At 42.2% G+C, this 16,852-nt stretch carries 13 protein-coding genes and 2 pseudogenes; 8 read left to right on the plus strand and 7 right to left on the minus strand.

Annotated features, from left to right (window positions below):
- From LYNGBM3L_RS19705 to LYNGBM3L_RS43945, 3 genes and pseudogenes are all read right to left on the minus strand, one after another.
- Window positions 1-1,121, minus strand: a pseudogene (locus tag LYNGBM3L_RS19705) (reverse transcriptase domain-containing protein); the annotation flags it as partial.
- A gap of 107 nt (window positions 1,122-1,228) precedes the next feature.
- Window positions 1,229-1,582: pseudogene (locus LYNGBM3L_RS19710) on the minus strand (reverse transcriptase N-terminal domain-containing protein); the annotation flags it as partial.
- A 690-nt stretch (window positions 1,583-2,272) separates the two neighbouring features.
- Window positions 2,273-2,413 carry a hypothetical protein gene (locus LYNGBM3L_RS43945; protein WP_154659858.1) on the minus strand — a complete coding sequence of 47 codons (141 nt, stop codon included), beginning with the start codon at window positions 2,411-2,413 and terminating at the stop codon, window positions 2,273-2,275.
- 170 nt (window positions 2,414-2,583) lie between these two features.
- Here LYNGBM3L_RS43945 and LYNGBM3L_RS19715 point away from each other — a divergent pair, with 170 nt between their 5' ends.
- The gene (locus tag LYNGBM3L_RS19715; protein WP_131827063.1) at window positions 2,584-4,572 is read left to right on the plus strand and encodes a zinc finger-like domain-containing protein; all 1,989 of its coding nucleotides are present in this window, start codon (window positions 2,584-2,586) and stop codon (window positions 4,570-4,572) included.
- 176 nt (window positions 4,573-4,748) lie between these two features.
- Here the strand turns inward: LYNGBM3L_RS19715 and LYNGBM3L_RS43950 are convergent, their stop codons facing one another.
- The 3 genes from LYNGBM3L_RS43950 to LYNGBM3L_RS19725 form a co-directional block, all read right to left on the minus strand.
- A complete protein-coding gene (locus tag LYNGBM3L_RS43950) occupies window positions 4,749-4,919 on the minus strand; it encodes a hypothetical protein (protein ID WP_154659859.1) in 171 nt (56 codons plus the stop codon).
- Window positions 4,920-5,126: 207 nt separating this feature from the next.
- Complete coding sequence (menH, locus tag LYNGBM3L_RS19720; RefSeq protein ID WP_008187019.1) at window positions 5,127-5,912, minus strand: 2-succinyl-6-hydroxy-2,4-cyclohexadiene-1-carboxylate synthase; 786 nt, start codon at window positions 5,910-5,912, stop codon at window positions 5,127-5,129.
- A gap of 190 nt (window positions 5,913-6,102) precedes the next feature.
- Window positions 6,103-7,551, minus strand: coding sequence for an isochorismate synthase (locus LYNGBM3L_RS19725; RefSeq protein WP_008187020.1), 1,449 nt, complete (start codon window positions 7,549-7,551; stop codon window positions 6,103-6,105).
- A gap of 258 nt (window positions 7,552-7,809) precedes the next feature.
- Between LYNGBM3L_RS19725 and LYNGBM3L_RS45935 the strand changes: the two genes are divergently transcribed.
- Window positions 7,810-8,214, plus strand: coding sequence for a hypothetical protein (locus LYNGBM3L_RS45935; RefSeq protein ID WP_008187024.1), 405 nt, complete (start codon window positions 7,810-7,812; stop codon window positions 8,212-8,214).
- A gap of 11 nt (window positions 8,215-8,225) precedes the next feature.
- On the opposite strand, the gene LYNGBM3L_RS19735 is transcribed toward LYNGBM3L_RS45935, so the two are convergent.
- Window positions 8,226-9,422 carry a methyltransferase family protein gene (locus LYNGBM3L_RS19735; protein WP_008187026.1) on the minus strand — a complete coding sequence of 399 codons (1,197 nt, stop codon included), beginning with the start codon at window positions 9,420-9,422 and terminating at the stop codon, window positions 8,226-8,228.
- 333 nt (window positions 9,423-9,755) lie between these two features.
- Here LYNGBM3L_RS19735 and menA point away from each other — a divergent pair, with 333 nt between their 5' ends.
- From menA to LYNGBM3L_RS19765, 6 genes are all read left to right on the plus strand, one after another.
- The gene (gene menA / locus LYNGBM3L_RS19740) at window positions 9,756-10,667 is read left to right on the plus strand and encodes a 2-carboxy-1,4-naphthoquinone phytyltransferase (RefSeq protein WP_044494059.1); all 912 of its coding nucleotides are present in this window, start codon (window positions 9,756-9,758) and stop codon (window positions 10,665-10,667) included.
- Window positions 10,668-10,684: 17 nt separating this feature from the next.
- Window positions 10,685-11,383, plus strand: a complete 699-nt coding sequence (ubiE, locus tag LYNGBM3L_RS19745; RefSeq protein WP_008187030.1) for a bifunctional demethylmenaquinone methyltransferase/2-methoxy-6-polyprenyl-1,4-benzoquinol methylase UbiE — start codon at window positions 10,685-10,687, stop codon at window positions 11,381-11,383.
- A gap of 487 nt (window positions 11,384-11,870) precedes the next feature.
- Window positions 11,871-12,803, plus strand: a complete 933-nt coding sequence (locus LYNGBM3L_RS19750; RefSeq protein WP_008187031.1) for an o-succinylbenzoate synthase — start codon at window positions 11,871-11,873, stop codon at window positions 12,801-12,803.
- Between the two features lie 98 nt (window positions 12,804-12,901).
- Window positions 12,902-14,395 (plus strand): 2-succinylbenzoate--CoA ligase, encoded by a 1,494-nt coding sequence (locus tag LYNGBM3L_RS19755; protein WP_008187034.1) that lies wholly within the window; start codon window positions 12,902-12,904, stop codon window positions 14,393-14,395.
- 187 nt (window positions 14,396-14,582) lie between these two features.
- Window positions 14,583-15,605, plus strand: coding sequence for a tRNA dihydrouridine(20/20a) synthase DusA (gene dusA / locus LYNGBM3L_RS19760; protein ID WP_008187036.1), 1,023 nt, complete (start codon window positions 14,583-14,585; stop codon window positions 15,603-15,605).
- A gap of 236 nt (window positions 15,606-15,841) precedes the next feature.
- Window positions 15,842-16,798, plus strand: coding sequence for an Rpn family recombination-promoting nuclease/putative transposase (locus LYNGBM3L_RS19765; RefSeq protein ID WP_008187038.1), 957 nt, complete (start codon window positions 15,842-15,844; stop codon window positions 16,796-16,798).
- Window positions 16,799-16,852 lie beyond the last annotated feature (54 nt).

Here is a 16,852-nt window from a genome sequence, read left to right on the forward strand (position 1 = left end):
TTTGATGGGACTGCCCATTTAGATTCTTGCGTTTCCAGTTGGCTGGTTTCCATCGACGTGATGAAGGTGTACAACCTGGTCGTTCAAGAATTTGGTCCGCAATGTCCACAGGAATGGTTTTGCCTTTTTAAAGCCTTGGCGGTAGCATCATCGTATAGTACGGAGTTTCGCATGCTCCAGTAGACTAAGTCTCCGTCATAAGGGGACTTGGTTCCTTTTACGTTTACGTGTTGGTTTTGTTTATACCCGACTGCTGGGAAGCTTTTCTTGCATAGTTCGTTGGCTTTGTACCGGTTTACTTTCTTTTCCTTGCGGAACTTACGGTTTGCGGTCTTATTCAAGAACCATAAACTATCTCGGGAACTGCTCATGTCACAGCTTTTGTGGTAGTTTCTCCAACCACGTACGATGGGGGCTAATTTTTGGGCTTTTATTTTGGCACCATAATTCGAGTTGTTGACCACGGTTTTTATCTTCTTCCGGAAGTTTCTATGGTTTTCCTCTGAGGGAGTGCATCGGAACTTTCCGTTTTTCTGGACTCGGAATTTCCAACCCAGGAAGTCAAACCCGTCTGTCGTATTGGTTAGTTTGGTCTTTTCTTGATTTACTTCTAAGCCGCGTTGAGCTAGGAAGTTCCTCACTTTTTCTAGAATTTTCTCAGCATTATCTTTTGGCTTAAGAATAAATACCATGTCATCCGCATATCGGATGCTAGAGTGTATATTCTCTATTCCGTCAAGTGCAATGTTGGCTAGGAGTGGGCTGACTACACCGCCTTGGGGCGTTCCTTGCTCCGGGAATTCCGGATTGATGCCTGCTTTTAGACATCTGAATATCCCCATCTTCAGACTTGCAGGAGCTAGCAATCTATCCATTATGGAGCTGTGGGAGATGCGGTCGAAACACTTTTTGATGTCTAGTTCTATTACTCTTTTTGTGATGCCGTTAGAGTTTGATTTTAGATGTAGGAACAGGCGTTTTTGTGCGTCTTGGGCACATCTGCCTGTTCTGAATCCGTAACTATCGGCACTGAACGTAGCTTCATGGGCTGGTTCGAGAGCATATTTTGCTAAACATTGCCATGCTCTATCTTGGATTGTTGGTACTTTTAACATTCTTGTACTCCCGGAGACGAAACCTTAGAATAGGGCAGCCTTTATGGTTGGTCGGCTATGGGCAAAAGGGTCAAAACTTTATGATTAAGGCTGCCCTATTCTTGCGGTAACTTCTGACCGTTTTTATTAGGTATTGGTATTTCCCTCAACCCTTGATGCGTCCAATTTTCCGCACGGTCGTTTAGTTTTCCTAGTACCTCGAACCGTTCTTTGTAGCTTAGGGACTTTTTCCCATCTACTCCGGCGGTTTTCTTTCCTTGATTAAGCTGTGTCACTTGGCGGATTGCCATTAATTGAGCTGAGCGGGATTTCAGAATCAGTTTTTGTAAAGACCGCGCCTTTCTCAGGTCACCATCTCGAACCGCTTTGTACACTCGCTTCTGTAGGCGGAAAAGGTTCCGGCGGAGTTGTTTCCACTTTTGGCTTTTCCATAGGTCACTATATCTATTTGACATGTGTCTACCCATGCTCTCCATTAGTTTTGTGTATTCTGGATACCCGCCACCAGTTTTGGGTGGCATCCTACCCGACAGTGGGGATTAAGTCGGCATAACTTACCGAGGTTCGACTATTCCTCAGACCCATACTTGCTGTCGTTTTTACTCGTTCCGTCTGTCAGATTGTTTTGGTGATTTAGGGCAGTCCAATTTGCCTACCCTCTTCTCAGAGATTACAGCTATCACGAAAAGAATGCTGTGAGAATGAGAGGGTCAAGTCGCACACTATTTACATCTCAGATTGTGGCTTCATTCTTAGACACTTTTCTAGGACTAGTTTTACCCTTGTCACCTCCCCGTTAGCGCCAGTGATACCTATCTGCTTTGGTTCTGCTTGCGCCCTGTTGCCAGCTTCACTCTGTGGAGTTGCCGCCCACTCGGTGTGGCCAGGTAGGGAGTCACTTATCTCTTCAAGGGGTGGGTTTTCACCACCATCCGAAAGACAGTTAAGAATCTTTGAGGGTGTTTCCTCGCGATTCTCCTAACTCTTACCCCTCTAGAAACTAGAGGCTCTTAGTTAGAACGAGCCGCACCTTCGTTAAATGTTGATTTGATTTTGTTGACCGTTGAGGGTTGAGAGTTGACAACCGAGGTTTTACTGCCCTAATGTAACTTAAACATAAATATGAGTTAAAATCGGATATAATCTATGTATAGAAGCTATTTCAGGTTAAAATATTCGTCTCTAAGACAGACAACTCCTGACTCAGAAGGAAGAAGGTAAATTTTAGGTAAGCATTCAGCTGACCACTGACCGCTGACCGCTGAATGCTTACTGGTCTTGAAAGTTTCCTGCATCATTCTTGGTGATTAGCCCAATAAGTATATAGATACTTAAAAATCAGCTATTAGCACTCAGCATTCAGCAGGTAGTGCCTTAGCTGAATGCTTACAATTTTAGATGGGGCCCTTATCCCCATCTAAAATGCAGCCACCCAGAATTTGTGGGGGATTCTTTCACGATCACAAACATGGAACATTTAAGGATTGAATACATCGCCAGGGTCATGAATTGGGAAGCTAATTCTATGCTTGAAGCAACGCTATGGATACTTACCACGCTTTTTATAGGAACTCTTATATCTAGTCTTTTTCATCGCTTCAGGTTTGGTGCAACAGTTGAGCAACTAATCGAGACAAGATTTTACGAGGTTTTACCAGTACGTAGCCTTTTTTGGGCTTTATTTTGTGCTTTTGGTTACGGACTAGCTTTTACCTCGTTCGCTGCTTTGACAAATATTTTTCAATTAGTTTTTAATGAATCACGATCATCTGAAACCGCATGTAAATTACTTTTAAGCGGAGGATTGGCATTTTTATTTGCTATTACACTTAAATCTTTAAAGTATGCTCTTCTGAGAATTCCAAATCAGAAGCCTCTACCTGTCAAAACAGATGGAGTATCAGTTCGTTATGGAATTCATCCTCGCTTGTTAAAAACTTTGGGTTTTGAACGATTTCCTAATGAAAAATCTCCCAAAAATGTTGAAGAGCGGATAGTTAGATATTTAATTGCTGTGATAGGTGTAACATGTATAGGATTGATCTTTTTTATCCTATTCAAAAATAATGAATACAATTTTGAAATAGATTTTACCACTTCAATACAGGATGTTTTATCGCAAATACCTTCTATTCAGACATCTTTTATATTAACCACTATTGCCATTATTCCTACGCTAATTGTGTTGATAATATTCAACAATAGGGATTACACATTCCTGAATTTAAATCAATCTTTGCTTGTTAAAGTTGGGATTGTTTTTTTGAGTATCTTTTGCCTTAGGTATTTAAATTTAAAATTCTACACGACTGTAGTTATAGTTGCAATAATCTTGTCTTTATATGGGCTGCGAATGATAGCAGACTTAATCTTAGAATCGTCGTATACAAGAGTTAAGCGAGTATATAATCCCATTGCAGAAAAAATTAAGCATTACACCTCATATCTTGAGCAAATTTATATTGACCCACAACTAAAACTAGGTTCACTACAGAAAAATCAACTGGCAGATCGTATCAGCAGGGGTTGTAAGAATTTAGAAGAGCGAGGAATCTTTGTTGTTCGGAACTTGGCAAGATTCTTGAACTTGGTTGAGGTTCAATATGAGGAATTTGCCGTTGCTATGCTACGTTACCTCACTGTACGGCGGTATATCACTCTTGGTGGTGCTTCTGGCACCTATCGCCCACTTCAGCGTCCTGCTGTACCCATGTGGGATTATGACCTATTTCCTCTTCATCCTCCCAATGGCTATGTGAATTGGATTGATCCGCTCTGGCTTCCTAGCCAATGGGACGTTGTAGAAACATGCTGGAGGTGTGGAGGAACAGGGCAAGTTATGACAACTGTTACTGAAACTGATTCAGAAGGTAATACAAAAACCCGTAGAGAATATGAAACTTGTGGTACATGTAGTGGCAGTGGGCGGTTAAAGCACACTCAAATTCTTAATACCCAATGGCAAAGGATGATGCCCCTAGTTACATATCCTAGTATTCCTATACCTGAACTGGTTGAGGATGCAGAAGAGAAAGTTTTCTACCGTCAACCAATCACAGAAAACTTTGTTGCAGCAACTGAACAGGCAAGAGCAGCAAATGCCAACAATCTTATCCTACAGAAAATGTATCAAACTGGAAGTGAGCTTAAACAGCTTCACAAGCTTCATAAATCAGAGGTAGAAAACTTGCATAATGGCTATCTCTATCGTGCAGATTTTCAAATTGCTTCTTTTCGGATGATAATGATTGAGTTTGTGAATTTAGGTAGACGTTTTGGATGGTTCTTTGGACGACGACCTGAATTTTACTTCCCTCAACTACCGCTCTCTTATAGTGCGGTTTTTACCTTGATGTTGCTGCCTCCTCTTGGGTTGGCTCTCTCGATATTTCTTTTTAGATTTTCAACAAAAATTTTTCCTTTGCTAATTTCATGTATTAAGGTAGCTTTATCTTGAATCCCCAACGTGGTTTTACCTTGGCGATCGCTACTTACCGAAAGTCTCCAAATGCCGATATGCCCTTAAATAGCATGAGCAGACCACTTATTAAGATAGCAATCGCCAGCCCACCAGCCACTAAATCCAATAAGTTAGTATTTTCCAATTAAGGAGCCTCTCACCTTGATCAAATGCTAACCCAAAAGTCCCCAGTCCAAGTCATCTCTCATGCTGTCACTGAAGCAGGCATCTACCAAGTACAGCAGGGCTACCGAGTAGAAGTCAGCAGCACCGAGACTTAGTTTTACTGGCATCCAGGTATCTTTCGGGTTGTGCAAGAACTCAGGGAGTGGTTGCGACCTCAAGTCCACGTTTGTGGAAACGTTGGAGGCTTTTCGGACAGCAATGTCTTTTGGTTTTTGGCGATGGATCCAAACACAAACGAACGTATTGGCAGCTTAAATCAAGGATTTAGGCTTTGTTTGGGGCTAATTTCTTTTAAGTCCCGCTAATGCTTAATCCCTAATTCCTACTCCCAGATCCGCTGTTACCTTTGCTATAATTCCTAATCCCTAAAAAAATTGTCTAACATTTTTAACAAATTCATTGACGTTCTCAAAATGGATGTTATGTCCACAATCAGCAATGACGTTTAAATTAGCTTCTGTACAAAGTGTTACTATTTCTGAGTTAATCGATTTAAATTTATGATCATACTCTCCAACTAGCAAAAGCAAAGGAACTTGATTATGTTGGAGTGATTCCCACAGAGATGGTTGGCATCCTGTACTGATATGACGCAGAGATTTAGCTAATTCCAGAGGATTATTTTGTTGTCGAATCTTGATCATCTGTTCAAATTTAGGATGCTGCTTGAGGGAGCTGAACAGAGGCTGATTGTACCAATTTGATAAGAAGGTCAATAAATCCCCAGTTTCCAATTTTTCGGCAATTTGCAAATCTCGCTGACGGCGCTTTAATTGTTCTGCTTGAGTCTTTAGCCCTGGAGATGCTGATTCGAGTACTACTTTACTAAAACATTCGGGGAAATGAAGGGTCATGTAGAGAGCCAATCGACCTCCCATAGAATAGCCAACTAAAAAGCATGGTTCAAAGTTTAACTGCTCTAGTAATTCCTTTAAGGCGTGAGCAGTGTTTGGCATAGTGTAGCACTCATCCCCACCTAAAACTTTGGTCTTACCATGACCAGGTAAATCAACAGCTAGACAACAAAATTCCTCACAGAGTAATGATATTGCTTCATCAAATTCCTGGCTGCTACCCATGAATCCATGGCAAAAAAGAATCCGTGGTTGCTCTCGATTTCCTCTTAACTCATAGTGAAACTTATATAGCATTTATCAAATATAAGCGCGTTAATTGCAGTTATGAGGTACGCTTTTTAACCTCAAAGTCCCCCTTTTTAAGGGGGATTTAGGGGGATCGCTTTGTACCTCATAGCTATAAGAATTGCTATAATTGTTACAATTCATGATATCGAAATTATTTTAACTGATTATCCAACAGCAACGACCAATGAACACAGGGTTAAACTAAGGCTTTAAGAAGCACCATTAGCTTCAGGTTAATTTCCGCCAGTTCTTTATTGGGATCAGAACCAGCAACAATTCCAGCACCAGCGTAGAGTCGAGCATGATTACCTGCTATCAAAGCAGACCGAATCCCAACGATAAATTCACTATTGCCTTGATAATCTATCCATCCGAGGGGAGCAGCATACAGAGAACGGTCAAAGGTTTCGTAGTGTCGGATTTGCTCACAAGCAATTTTGGTAGGAACACCAGCCACTGCTGGAGTAGGATGCAGTTTCGCTATAATCTCTAGGGGATTGACATGAGCTGGTAATGCTGCTTTAATCGGAGTCCATAAATGCTGGATATTCGACAGTTTCAGCAGTTGGGGAGATGGCGAAAAATCCAGTTCCAAACCCAGTTGACAAAGACGTTGGATAATAAATTCACTCACTGCGTTATGTTCACGTCTCTCTTTTTCACTACTAAGTAATTGGTTCGCCAAATCCGCATCTTCAGCTGGGGTTTGACCTCGTGGAGCAGACCCTGCTAAAGCATCCGTCACTAACTGATGGTCGTAAATACTAATCAGACGTTCAGGACTAGCGCCAATAAAGTTTTTGCCTTTGCCGTTACTGATCGAAAAAATATAGCAATCTGGATAGTTATGGCGCAAATTGTCCAGAGAATCTACCAGATTAAACGGTATTGGTGAGACGACATCGACGGCTTGGGAAAGGACAATTTTGCTAAATTGATTGGCTTGGATAGATTTTAAGGCTGATGAAACCGATAATTTGAAGTCTTTGGCTTTTTTTGAATCTTGCTTGAGAAATTCATGATGGTTAGCCTTACCAGTAAAACAGTAGAGCAGACGACCAGAAGAGGTGATTAGATTGAACTGCCGACCTACGCTTTCGACCAGCCAATCCAGATTAACTTGAGAGTTGATTTCAAGATTAGCCACTACTACACATCGGCTTTGACAAAGTGAAATTTGCCAGCGAGGTAGAAAAATAGTGGCAGATGGGAAAGGGTTGTTACTATTAAACTTGTCAGCAAAAAACGTAAAACTACAGAAGAAATGAGGTCCAGCCAATCGCTGCTCTATTTCACCACTAATTATGGTGTTAGCTAAACATGAGTCGATAAATTGTTGTGCTTTATAGAACCGTTGTTCACCAGCTAACTTAAGGGATACAGCCGCATCAATAGCAACAATTGATTCTTGATTACTTATATTTTCAAAATAGAAGTGTAGGGGCTCGGGGGTGGCGGCAAAAGGGGCGGCTCTATCCCGAATTGCCTGAAAAACCGCCAGTGGGTCGAGGGGTGAAATTTCTTGAGAAATACTGGCAATTTTGGCAATACCTTGTTTTTGAGATTTTTTCTGGCAGGCTAAGAGAAACTGATGTAACTCTTTAGGCTCATGAAAGAGGTTAGCAGGGCAGGGAATGACTAACATATATAGGCTTTCTTGAATTACAGGAGTGTTTACCTCAATGAACAACAACACAAACGCGATTGGCCGTAGGCCACGCTGCGCTAACGCTCTTTACTACATAGTTCTTAACTTGTTTTTACATAACTTTTTAACTTACAGAATTTATAGTTACTAATGATCAATTATCAGCATGTTTGGCAATTAAGAAAAGCAGGGTAAGGGCAAAAATCAATAAATAGGGGGTATTCTCCAAACTATTGATAATTAATTTCAATAATTATGATAATCAAGGCTTACTATGGTCATAATCCTTGCTCTATTCTTGATGCAAAGCGCGAGTGGGGGGAACCACGGCAGTCGCTCATGGGGGAAACCCCCAAGACCGCGCTGCCTCCCCAAGACCGCGCTGCATCGCTATCACATTTTGGTTTGATTTTTCTTGCGCTTACCCTAGAATTATATAATTGCTCACCATCATTTCTTGATGCAGTCGCTCATGGGGGGAACCACGGCAGTCGCTCATGGGGGAAACCCCCAAGACCGCGCTGCCTCCCCAAGACCGCGCTGCATCGCTTTTTAATTTTAATGATGAGCAATAGTTTTGGTAGTAAAAATTTTGGTTTTGATGACCAATCATTTATTTGGTCACTAATCAAGACGGAAATCAAGGGGATATTAGTATAAACAATCCCTGATTAATTTTTCCAACCTACTACAAATAAAAAGCTGCCCTTTTGAGTAGACACCACTTCAGTTTTAATGAAGCCTACTTCTCTTAAGAGGTTAACAATTTTATCGGTGGAGTAAAGCGGGGGAGCTTTGACTCCGCCAATCAATAAATCCATTATTTCTAATTCTGGCAAAAATGATGGTGAAGGAACCAAACTGTCAGTGGTAGGTTCCAGGATAATCACCATACCCTTTGGTCTTAAAACCTGAAAAGATTTTTTGATAAACTGGCTACCATAATCGCTGTAGGACAATTTTCTAAATAAGAATACAATATCATACTCTTCATTAGCACCCCACTGGTCAGACAAAGCGTTTCCCTCGGGAGATATAATAATCTCTTCCGGAGATTTAGGTAAAGGATACTTGCTTAAAAGTCGCTCTAAAAAATTAATTTGATTTTCCAAGCCTGCCAGCACAAAGTCTACATCGGGTTTGCGTTCCAGTAGCTTGCCTATAAAGGTAATACCCACTTCGCCAGTAATAATTCTCTTAACCTGATCAATAGGAATTTTAGTGAACAATTCTCGGGACGGTTCTTTCAGATATTCGTTAGCAAATGCATAGTACTCATAAAGGGTTTCATCATTACCATTAAACAAATCCATCTGCTGATTTGAGCTGCCAGTTTGGATAGTTAAATTTAATGATAACCAGGATGACCATGTCTGAGAGACTAGATTGTAATAATCACCCAAATAACTTGGACTTTCTTTAACCAAATAATTCTTAGTTATTTTGGTGTTAACATAGCCAACACCTTGATCATGATTAGTTTGGCTACTTTGGCTACTGTTGAGATAACCGAGACTCTCCAAAACCCTAAGCAATCGCTCGGTTGATATCAAATTAAGATTCAAGTCCCTGGCTACTAAATTAGCAGAAACTCCGGGATGCTTGTGCAGATAATCAAAAACACCAAGTTTCACGGCTGACATAATAATTGCAGTACGTTGGAAACTGGTAGCATCTGCCAGCATCTCTGCTCTTTCTAAGAGTCTGATTCGATTACCAATAACTTTCGTTAAGCTATTGATAGCTTCTGGGAAATACTTTTTGATCGCCAAGACTAAACCTACCAATTTAGATGGCAGTCCAAATCTTTGCTGTTTCGACTTTATCTCTAGAGTATCCCGTGCTAGCACTTTGACATTACTGGTCATACTTTTGAGTCATACTTTTTAGGATTGCTTACAAGACTTACAGGGTGCGTTAATAACGCACCCTACTACTTATATAGTTTAGGGTTCAATTTTTCGTAAGTCTTATATTAATAGTTGTTATTTTACAACTTTAGTTAATATTTTTTAAATAAAATTTACAAAATATTAACCTATAATCAATTCACGACCTTGATTGGGATTAATGGTATTCTGCTAGTCAGCCCCTTAACACCGTTGAAGACCGTTGACCCAAAGCTTGAACAGTCCCAGCAGTATTGGTTTATGGTTTGACGGTCACTCTAGCACGACTGGCATTCATATTCCGTGACTATTTTGACAACAAACACAATTAATGCTCCTAGCTCCAAACAGAAACTGTGGCTAGCAGCCATCAAGCCCCCCATGTATAGCGTGGCAATTATCTATGTTTGGGTAGCAGCTGCTGTGGCATGGTTTGAGACCAATCACCTCAATTGGACGATATTTTTGACCTTTGTCAGTGCTTCGATTCTGATTCTGGCTTGGGAGAATCTGAGTAACGATGTGTTTGACTCTGAGACTGGGATTGATAAAAACAAAGCTCACTCGATAGTGAACCTGACGGGAAACAAATCGTTAATTTTTTGGCTAGGGAACCTGTGTTTAGGACTGGCTATCCTTGGCATGCTACTGATCTGCTGGTGGCAGCAAGACTTAACATTGATGGCGTTAGTACTCCTATGCTGCAGCCTTGGCTATATGTACCAAGGACCTCCCTTCCGCCTGGGCTACCAAGGTCTAGGAGAGATTCTGGCCTTTTTGAGCTTTGGTCCGTTAGGCATGTCAGCTGCCTACTACAGTCAAACCCAGAGTTGGTCTGTGACTAACCTGGCGGCATCGATAATTGTGGGTCTTGGGACTATGTTAATTCTATTTTGCTCCCATTTTCACCAAGTAAAGGATGATATAGCAGCTGGGAAGCGATCGCCTATTGTTTGCCTTGGCACCAAACGAGGTGCTCAACTGTTGCCCTGGATTTGTGGTAGCCTATTCGCTGCTACTGGTGGGTTTGTGCTCATGGGGCTATTCCCCATATGGACATTACTCACTTTGGTGGGATTGCCCTTTGCTATCAAGCTTTGCCGCCATGTTAACGCTCATTACAACCAACCGGAAAAGGTGAGTAATTGTAAGTTTATTGCCGTAGCGCTACATTTTTGGAGTGGACTCTTGTTGGGTGTCGGTTTCGTAATTAACCTTAATTAACCTTCATTGAATGAATCATGTCAGAGCAATCCCAGGAGATTCAGGGAATTTTTGATAACATCTCTTCTAACTATGACCAGCTTAATGACTGGATCAGTTGGGGTCAGCATCGCATTTGGAAGCTGATGACGGTTAAATGGGCTGAGCCTAAGCCAGGAGATACCTGTGTTGACCTTTGTTGTGGCAGTGGAGACCTGACTCGACTATTAGCGGAGAAAGTAGGCACTCAAGGAAAGGTGTATGGAGTAGATTTTGCGCCCCAGATGTTAGCGATCGCAAAACAAAAATCCTCTGAACCACACATTGAGTGGGTAGAGGCGGATGTTTTAGATTTACCATTTGCTGACAATACCTTTGACGGAGCAACTATGGGATATGGATTACGTAATGTCGTAGATATCCCCAAAAGCCTAAAGGAGATTTACCGTATTGTTAAACCAGGCGCTAAAGCAGCAATTCTTGACTTTCACTTACCCTCTCAGCCACTGTTTCGGCAGTTTGAACAGTGGTATATGGAAACGATTGTTGTTCCCCTAGCCCGTCAGCAAGGACTTGAGGAAGAGTATGCCTATATCTGGCCGAGTATACAGCGATTTCCCCGTGGTCCGGAGCAAGAATCTTTAGCAGAGCAAGTAGGCTTTCGTGCAACTCACTACCCGATTGTTGGCGGAACATTAGGAGTATTGGTATTGACTAAACCTAGAAGTGTTGAATAGGAAATAGGGAATCGGGAATCGGGAATCGGGAATCGGGAATCGGGAATCGGGATGTAAGCATTCAGCCGTCAGCGGTCAGCCGTCAGCGGTCAGCCGTCAGTGGTTAGCTCTCAACCGTTAGCGGTCAGCTTATTTTATTCAAAAGCACCATCTGCGTGGTACAGGCTTTGGCCTTGGCCGTTGGCCACGCTACGCGAATGGCCACGCTGTGCGAACGACGCTGTGAATAACCCTGCAGGCTTCGATGCTGTGATATAGCGCTACGCGCAAGTCAGAAGTCAGAAGTAAGCTATGACTAAGTTTCGGAGTTTAGGAATTGTCTTACATCTGAATGCGTAGTGCTATAACCCATAAGCTGATCACTGAAAGCTGAAAGCTGAAAGCTGAAAGCTGATAGCTGATAGCTGATAGCTGATAGCTGATAGCTGATAGCTTACATAGGGATGCAGCGCAATAGCAATTAAAAATAGCAATTAGCAATTCATCAATGACGAACTATCAGTTCAAGTTTCACCCATACCAGCGTCCCTTTAAGCATCCGTTGTCTACTAGTCATGGCAAATGGACAGTCAGAGAAGGTATCATTCTTAGCCTTAGTGATGAAATAGGGAACATTGGCTGGGGTGAAATTGCTCCTATCCCTTGGTTTGGTTCGGAAACTCTGGAACAAGCCTTTAATTTTTGCGAGCAATTACCTCAGGAGATTACTACAGAGGAGATTTTCGCCATTCCTGCTCAACTCCCCTGCTGTCAATTTGGGTTTGAATCGGCTTGGGAGCTAGTAATTGGCAAAGGACTTTCTACAAAGGACTTTGAACAAAGTAAACAACACTACAGTTACTTGTTGCCGAGTAATCAAGCAGCCAAACAGTCCTGGAAAGCCCCCTGGAATCAGGGATACCGAACCTTTAAATGGAAAATTGGTATTGCTCCGATTGAGGATGAAATCAAGATAGTTAAGGAGTTGCTTGAAGCAATACCAGCTTCTGGCCAATTGCGTTTGGATGCCAATGGGGGATTGACTCAACCAGAAGCTGAGCAGTGGCTGATAGTATGTGAAACTATGGGAGCCGTTGAGTTTATCGAACAGCCCCTACCTCCAGAGCAGTTCGATGTGATGTTGGAGATGAGCCACAACTATTCCACTGCGATCGCATTGGATGAATCTGTGGCAACCCTTGACCAACTTGAACAGTGTTACCAGCGGGGATGGCGAGGAATTTTTGTGATTAAAGCTGCGATCGCAGGTTCTCGGAAACGACTACGGCAGTTTTGCCAAACCTATCCGATTGATACCGTGTTTTCATCCGCCTTGGAAACTACAATTGGTCAACAAGCGGTTCTCCAGTTAGCAGCAGAACTCTCTGACTTCAAGCGCGCTGTAGGTTTTGGTGTCAACCATTGGTTTAATCAAGGTTGAAAGCGATGGACGTTCGCGTAGCGTGACCTTTTGGCCAAGGTTAGATGGTTAAAGGTTGGAATGTTTAAGGTTATTGGGTGTTAAGGTGATTTGGTTAGATGGTTGAAGCGTTAAAGAGTAAATGTGGGGAAGATTCATACGTACAACAGCCCCTAAGCTATGTCCAACACCGTTCTGGTGAACAATGGCTGATTGGCTATGATAGCCAGCAAGTTCAGCAAATTATTGAGCAATACTATCAGCAATTCTCCCAACTTTACCAGGAAAAAGCACCGAAAATCCTTTTAGTAGAGCAAAATCCTCTTAAATTTATCGCCGCTTTCCTAGCTGCTGTTGCTAGTAATTGTCATATATTCTTAGGCAATCCCCACTGGGTAAAACCAGAATGGCAACAAGTCCTTAACCAAATCCATCCCGATATAATTATCGGAGAATTAGCCAGGATTATTGAGCCATCAATACTCAATAATCAATACTCAAGGCTCAATAATCAATATTCAATCATCAATATTAACCCCTCAGCACTCATTATGATTCCCACAGGGGGGTCATCTGGCAAAATCCGCTTTGCCATTCACACTTGGGAAACCTTGATGGCATCAGTAGCAGGGTTTCATCAGTATTTTGGGAACAAGCCAGTGAATTCCTTTTGTGTGTTGCCTCTGTATCATGTCAGTGGTTTGATGCAGTTTATGCGATCGCTAACCACCGGTGGACGTATGGTGATTTTGCCCTTTAAAGCCCTCAAAGCTGGCAAAGGACGAGATATTGATCCCAAAGAATTTTTTATCTCTCTGGTACCGACTCAACTAGCCAAGCTGATCAACCAAGATGCGGTTGACTGGTTATCCCGCTTTCGGACAGTGTTGTTAGGGGGTGCTCCGGCTTGGGAATCCCTATTAACACAAGCAAGACAAGATCGTATTCCTTTAGCTCTCACCTATGGCATGACCGAAACCGCTTCTGGTGTAGTGACCCTTAAACCTGAAGATTTCCTCAGTGGTAACAGTGCTAACAGTGCTAACAATAGTTGTGGTCAGGTGTTACCCCATGCCAAGGTGACAATTCGCAATGGTACTGGGGAAATCGTGGAGGCGCTCTCTACCGGTGTGATTACTATTGAGGCAAAGTCCTTATTCCATGGCTACTATAGCGCTAGTAAAAATATCGCCCTAGAGTCTGAGCTAAGTAAATTTCCCAACAGAGTCCAAACGCTACAATCCGACGATTTAGGATATTTCGATCAACAGGGTTACTTATATACTGTTGGGCGTCGCAGTAACAAAATTATTACCGGTGGTGAAAATGTGTTTCCCGCTGAGGTAGAACAGGTAATTCGTGGCACAGGGCTCGTCAGTGATGTTTGTGTGATTGGCTTACCCGATGACTATTGGGGTCAAGTAGTAACCGCTGTTTTTGTACCTAGTTCCGATCAGGTTTCTGTTGCGATGGTGCAACAGAACGTAGAGGGGAATTTGAGTAAATTCAAGTGTCCTAAGGATTGGGTGGCGGTAGAATCTTTACCGCGCAATGGTCAAGGGAAATTGAATTATGAACAGGTGAAAGTTATTGCGCGAGACTGTTTAAGTTAATCTAAATTGTTAAGCTGGGGATAAATGCGATTGGCCTACGGCCACGCTGCGCGAACGCTTCTTGATAGTATAGCACTACCCATTCAGATGTTTGACATTCATAAACTCCAAAACTTAGTCATAGCTTACTTCTGACTTCTGACTTCTAACTTCTGACTTGCGTGTAGCGCTATAACTGCCTCGACCCATGACTCCCCTGAGTAGAGCTATTTCACCCGAATCACTTCCAACGGAATCCAAAATTATTAGTAGCGGTTATCCCTTAAGTATTGCGCCAATGATGGATCGCACTGACCGCCACTATCGCTATTTCATGCGCCAGATTACAGGACGGACCTTACTCTACACCGAAATGGTCACCAGTGCAGCAATTCTTCATGGCGATCGCGAACGCTTGCTAGGGTTTTCCCCACAGGAGAAACCCCTAGTCTTACAAGTTGGTGGTGACACTCCCAGTGACTTAGCTGAATGTGCCCGAATTGCTGAAGCTATGGACTATGACCAGATTAATCTCAACGTTGGTTGTCCCAGTAGTCGGGTGCAAAATGGCAATTTTGGAGCTTGTTTGATGGCGCAGCCTGACCAGGTCGCACGCTGTGTAGAGGATATGGTTAAAGTAGTGAACATACCCGTTACTGTCAAGCACCGTATCGGTATTGATGACCTTGACCGCTATGAAGACATGGCTAACTTTGTGCGCATTGTCTCAGAGGCCGGTTGTCAGCATTTTACTGTACATGCTCGCAAGGCTTGGCTACAGGGTTTGAGTCCAAAAGAGAATCGCAACGTCCCACCCTTACGTTACAGTGACGTCCATCGTCTCAAGCAGGAGTTACCTGACTTATTCGTGGAAATTAATGGTGGATTCACTAGTCTTGAACAAGTGCGAGAACAACGGAAGTATGTCGATGGGGTAATGATTGGGCGTGCAGCTTACGACAATCCCTATCTGTTTGCCAAAGCTGATTGTGATATCTATAGCGATACAGTTATACCCCCAACTCGCCATCAGGTGGTCGAAGCCATGTTTTCCTATATTGATCACTGGGTAGGCAAAGGTATTAAGCTGAATAAAATTACCAGACATATGCTGCAATTATTTGCAGGGCAACCAGGTAGTAGAGCCTGGAAACGTCATCTAACTGAAAATTCATGCCTAGTTGGTGTTGGTTCTGATGTCGTTCGCGAAGCTTTAGCTAAAATTCCTTAGGGTAAGCATACAGCGGTCAGCGGTCAGCGATCAGCGGTCAGCTTTGTAGTAAGCATATGCTGACGGTTTTTTATTGCTATATACCCCGTTATATATTATTAAGTATATTTGTACTATTATAAGATATAATAATCATAAACATAATAGTGGTAGTGGCGAATTTAGCGAAAAAATACTGCTCTAATCCAGATTTTATGCTTCAAAAACCGCTCCCCATCATCCATCAATAATTAACCATGAGATTTATCAGCCCCAAAACCGATTTTGCTTTTAAGAAAATCTTTGGTTCTTCTGAGAGTAAAGAAGTTCTGATCAGCTTTCTAGATGCTTTAATCTATCAAGGAGAATCTAGGATAAATAACTTAGAGATTATTGACCCATACAATGCTGGCTATACTACGGAGTTAAAGGATACCTACCTGGATGTCAAGGCGATTCTAAATGACGGCTCGACAGTAATTATTGAAATGCAAGTGTTAAATGTTCCAGCTTTTGATAAACGAGTAATCTATAATCTCGCCAAAACCTATAGCACTCAATTAAAATATGGAGAAGGATATTCTAAACTGAAGCCGGTGATTGCTTTAACAATTACAGACTTCACCATGTTTGAGCAAACCGACCGATACCTAACTCGATTTGTATTTAAAGAAGACCAAGATAACTTTATCTACCGAAACCAACACCTAAGCATGGTGTTTGTGGAATTGCCGAAATTTTCCCGGTCTTTAGAAGAGTTAGAAACGGCATCGGAGAAATGGATATATTTTATGAAAGAAGCCCCAAATTTAGAAGCAATTCCCGATACCTTATCAGAAATCCCGGAAATTGCTCAGGCGCTAACCATAGCTAATCAGGCGAATATGAGTAGAAAAGACTTGGAGGAATTACACAAACGAGAAGTGTTTATGGAAGACCGTAAAGGTGAAATTCGTCAAGCTCTGGAAGAAGGGAAACAAGAAGGTCGGGAACAAGGCCGAGAAGAAGGTAAACAAGAAGGCCGGGAAGAAGCGAGATTATTAATGCAGGGATTGATATCCCGTCAACTAGAAGGCAAACTTGGTGCAATACCTTCAGAAATTCTAGATAAAATTCAACAATTATCTCTAGACCAATTAGAAGGTTTAGGAGTTGCTATGGCAGATTTTACCACCAGCGTAGATTTGTCGAATTGGTTGCGGGATAACCAATGATATAGCTATTAAGTAGGGTGGGCAAAATTATAGAATCTAGAATTATCAAAAGAA

The organism is Moorena producens 3L (genome assembly GCF_000211815.1).
GTDB lineage: Bacteria > Cyanobacteriota > Cyanobacteriia > Cyanobacteriales > Coleofasciculaceae > Moorena > Moorena producens.

What these genes read in the sequence shown, in the direction of transcription:
- LYNGBM3L_RS19715 (WP_131827063.1), top strand. Translation starts at nt 2,584, where the DNA reads ATGGAACATTTAAGGATTGAATACATCGCCAGGGTCATGAATTGGGAA.
- LYNGBM3L_RS19725 (WP_008187020.1), bottom strand. Translation starts at nt 7,551, where the DNA reads ATGTTAGTCATTCCCTGCCCTGCTAACCTCTTTCATGAGCCTAAAGAG.
- LYNGBM3L_RS19765 (WP_008187038.1), top strand. Translation starts at nt 15,842, where the DNA reads ATGAGATTTATCAGCCCCAAAACCGATTTTGCTTTTAAGAAAATCTTT.
- LYNGBM3L_RS19750 (WP_008187031.1), top strand. Translation starts at nt 11,871, where the DNA reads ATGACGAACTATCAGTTCAAGTTTCACCCATACCAGCGTCCCTTTAAG.
- LYNGBM3L_RS45935 (WP_008187024.1), top strand. Translation starts at nt 7,810, where the DNA reads ATGATAATCAAGGCTTACTATGGTCATAATCCTTGCTCTATTCTTGAT.
- LYNGBM3L_RS19735 (WP_008187026.1), bottom strand. Translation starts at nt 9,422, where the DNA reads ATGACCAGTAATGTCAAAGTGCTAGCACGGGATACTCTAGAGATAAAG.
- menH (WP_008187019.1), bottom strand. Translation starts at nt 5,912, where the DNA reads ATGCTATATAAGTTTCACTATGAGTTAAGAGGAAATCGAGAGCAACCA.
- LYNGBM3L_RS43945 (WP_154659858.1), bottom strand. Translation starts at nt 2,413, where the DNA reads ATGATGCAGGAAACTTTCAAGACCAGTAAGCATTCAGCGGTCAGCGGT.
- LYNGBM3L_RS19755 (WP_008187034.1), top strand. Translation starts at nt 12,902, where the DNA reads ATGGTTGAAGCGTTAAAGAGTAAATGTGGGGAAGATTCATACGTACAA.
- ubiE (WP_008187030.1), top strand. Translation starts at nt 10,685, where the DNA reads ATGTCAGAGCAATCCCAGGAGATTCAGGGAATTTTTGATAACATCTCT.
- dusA (WP_008187036.1), top strand. Translation starts at nt 14,583, where the DNA reads ATGACTCCCCTGAGTAGAGCTATTTCACCCGAATCACTTCCAACGGAA.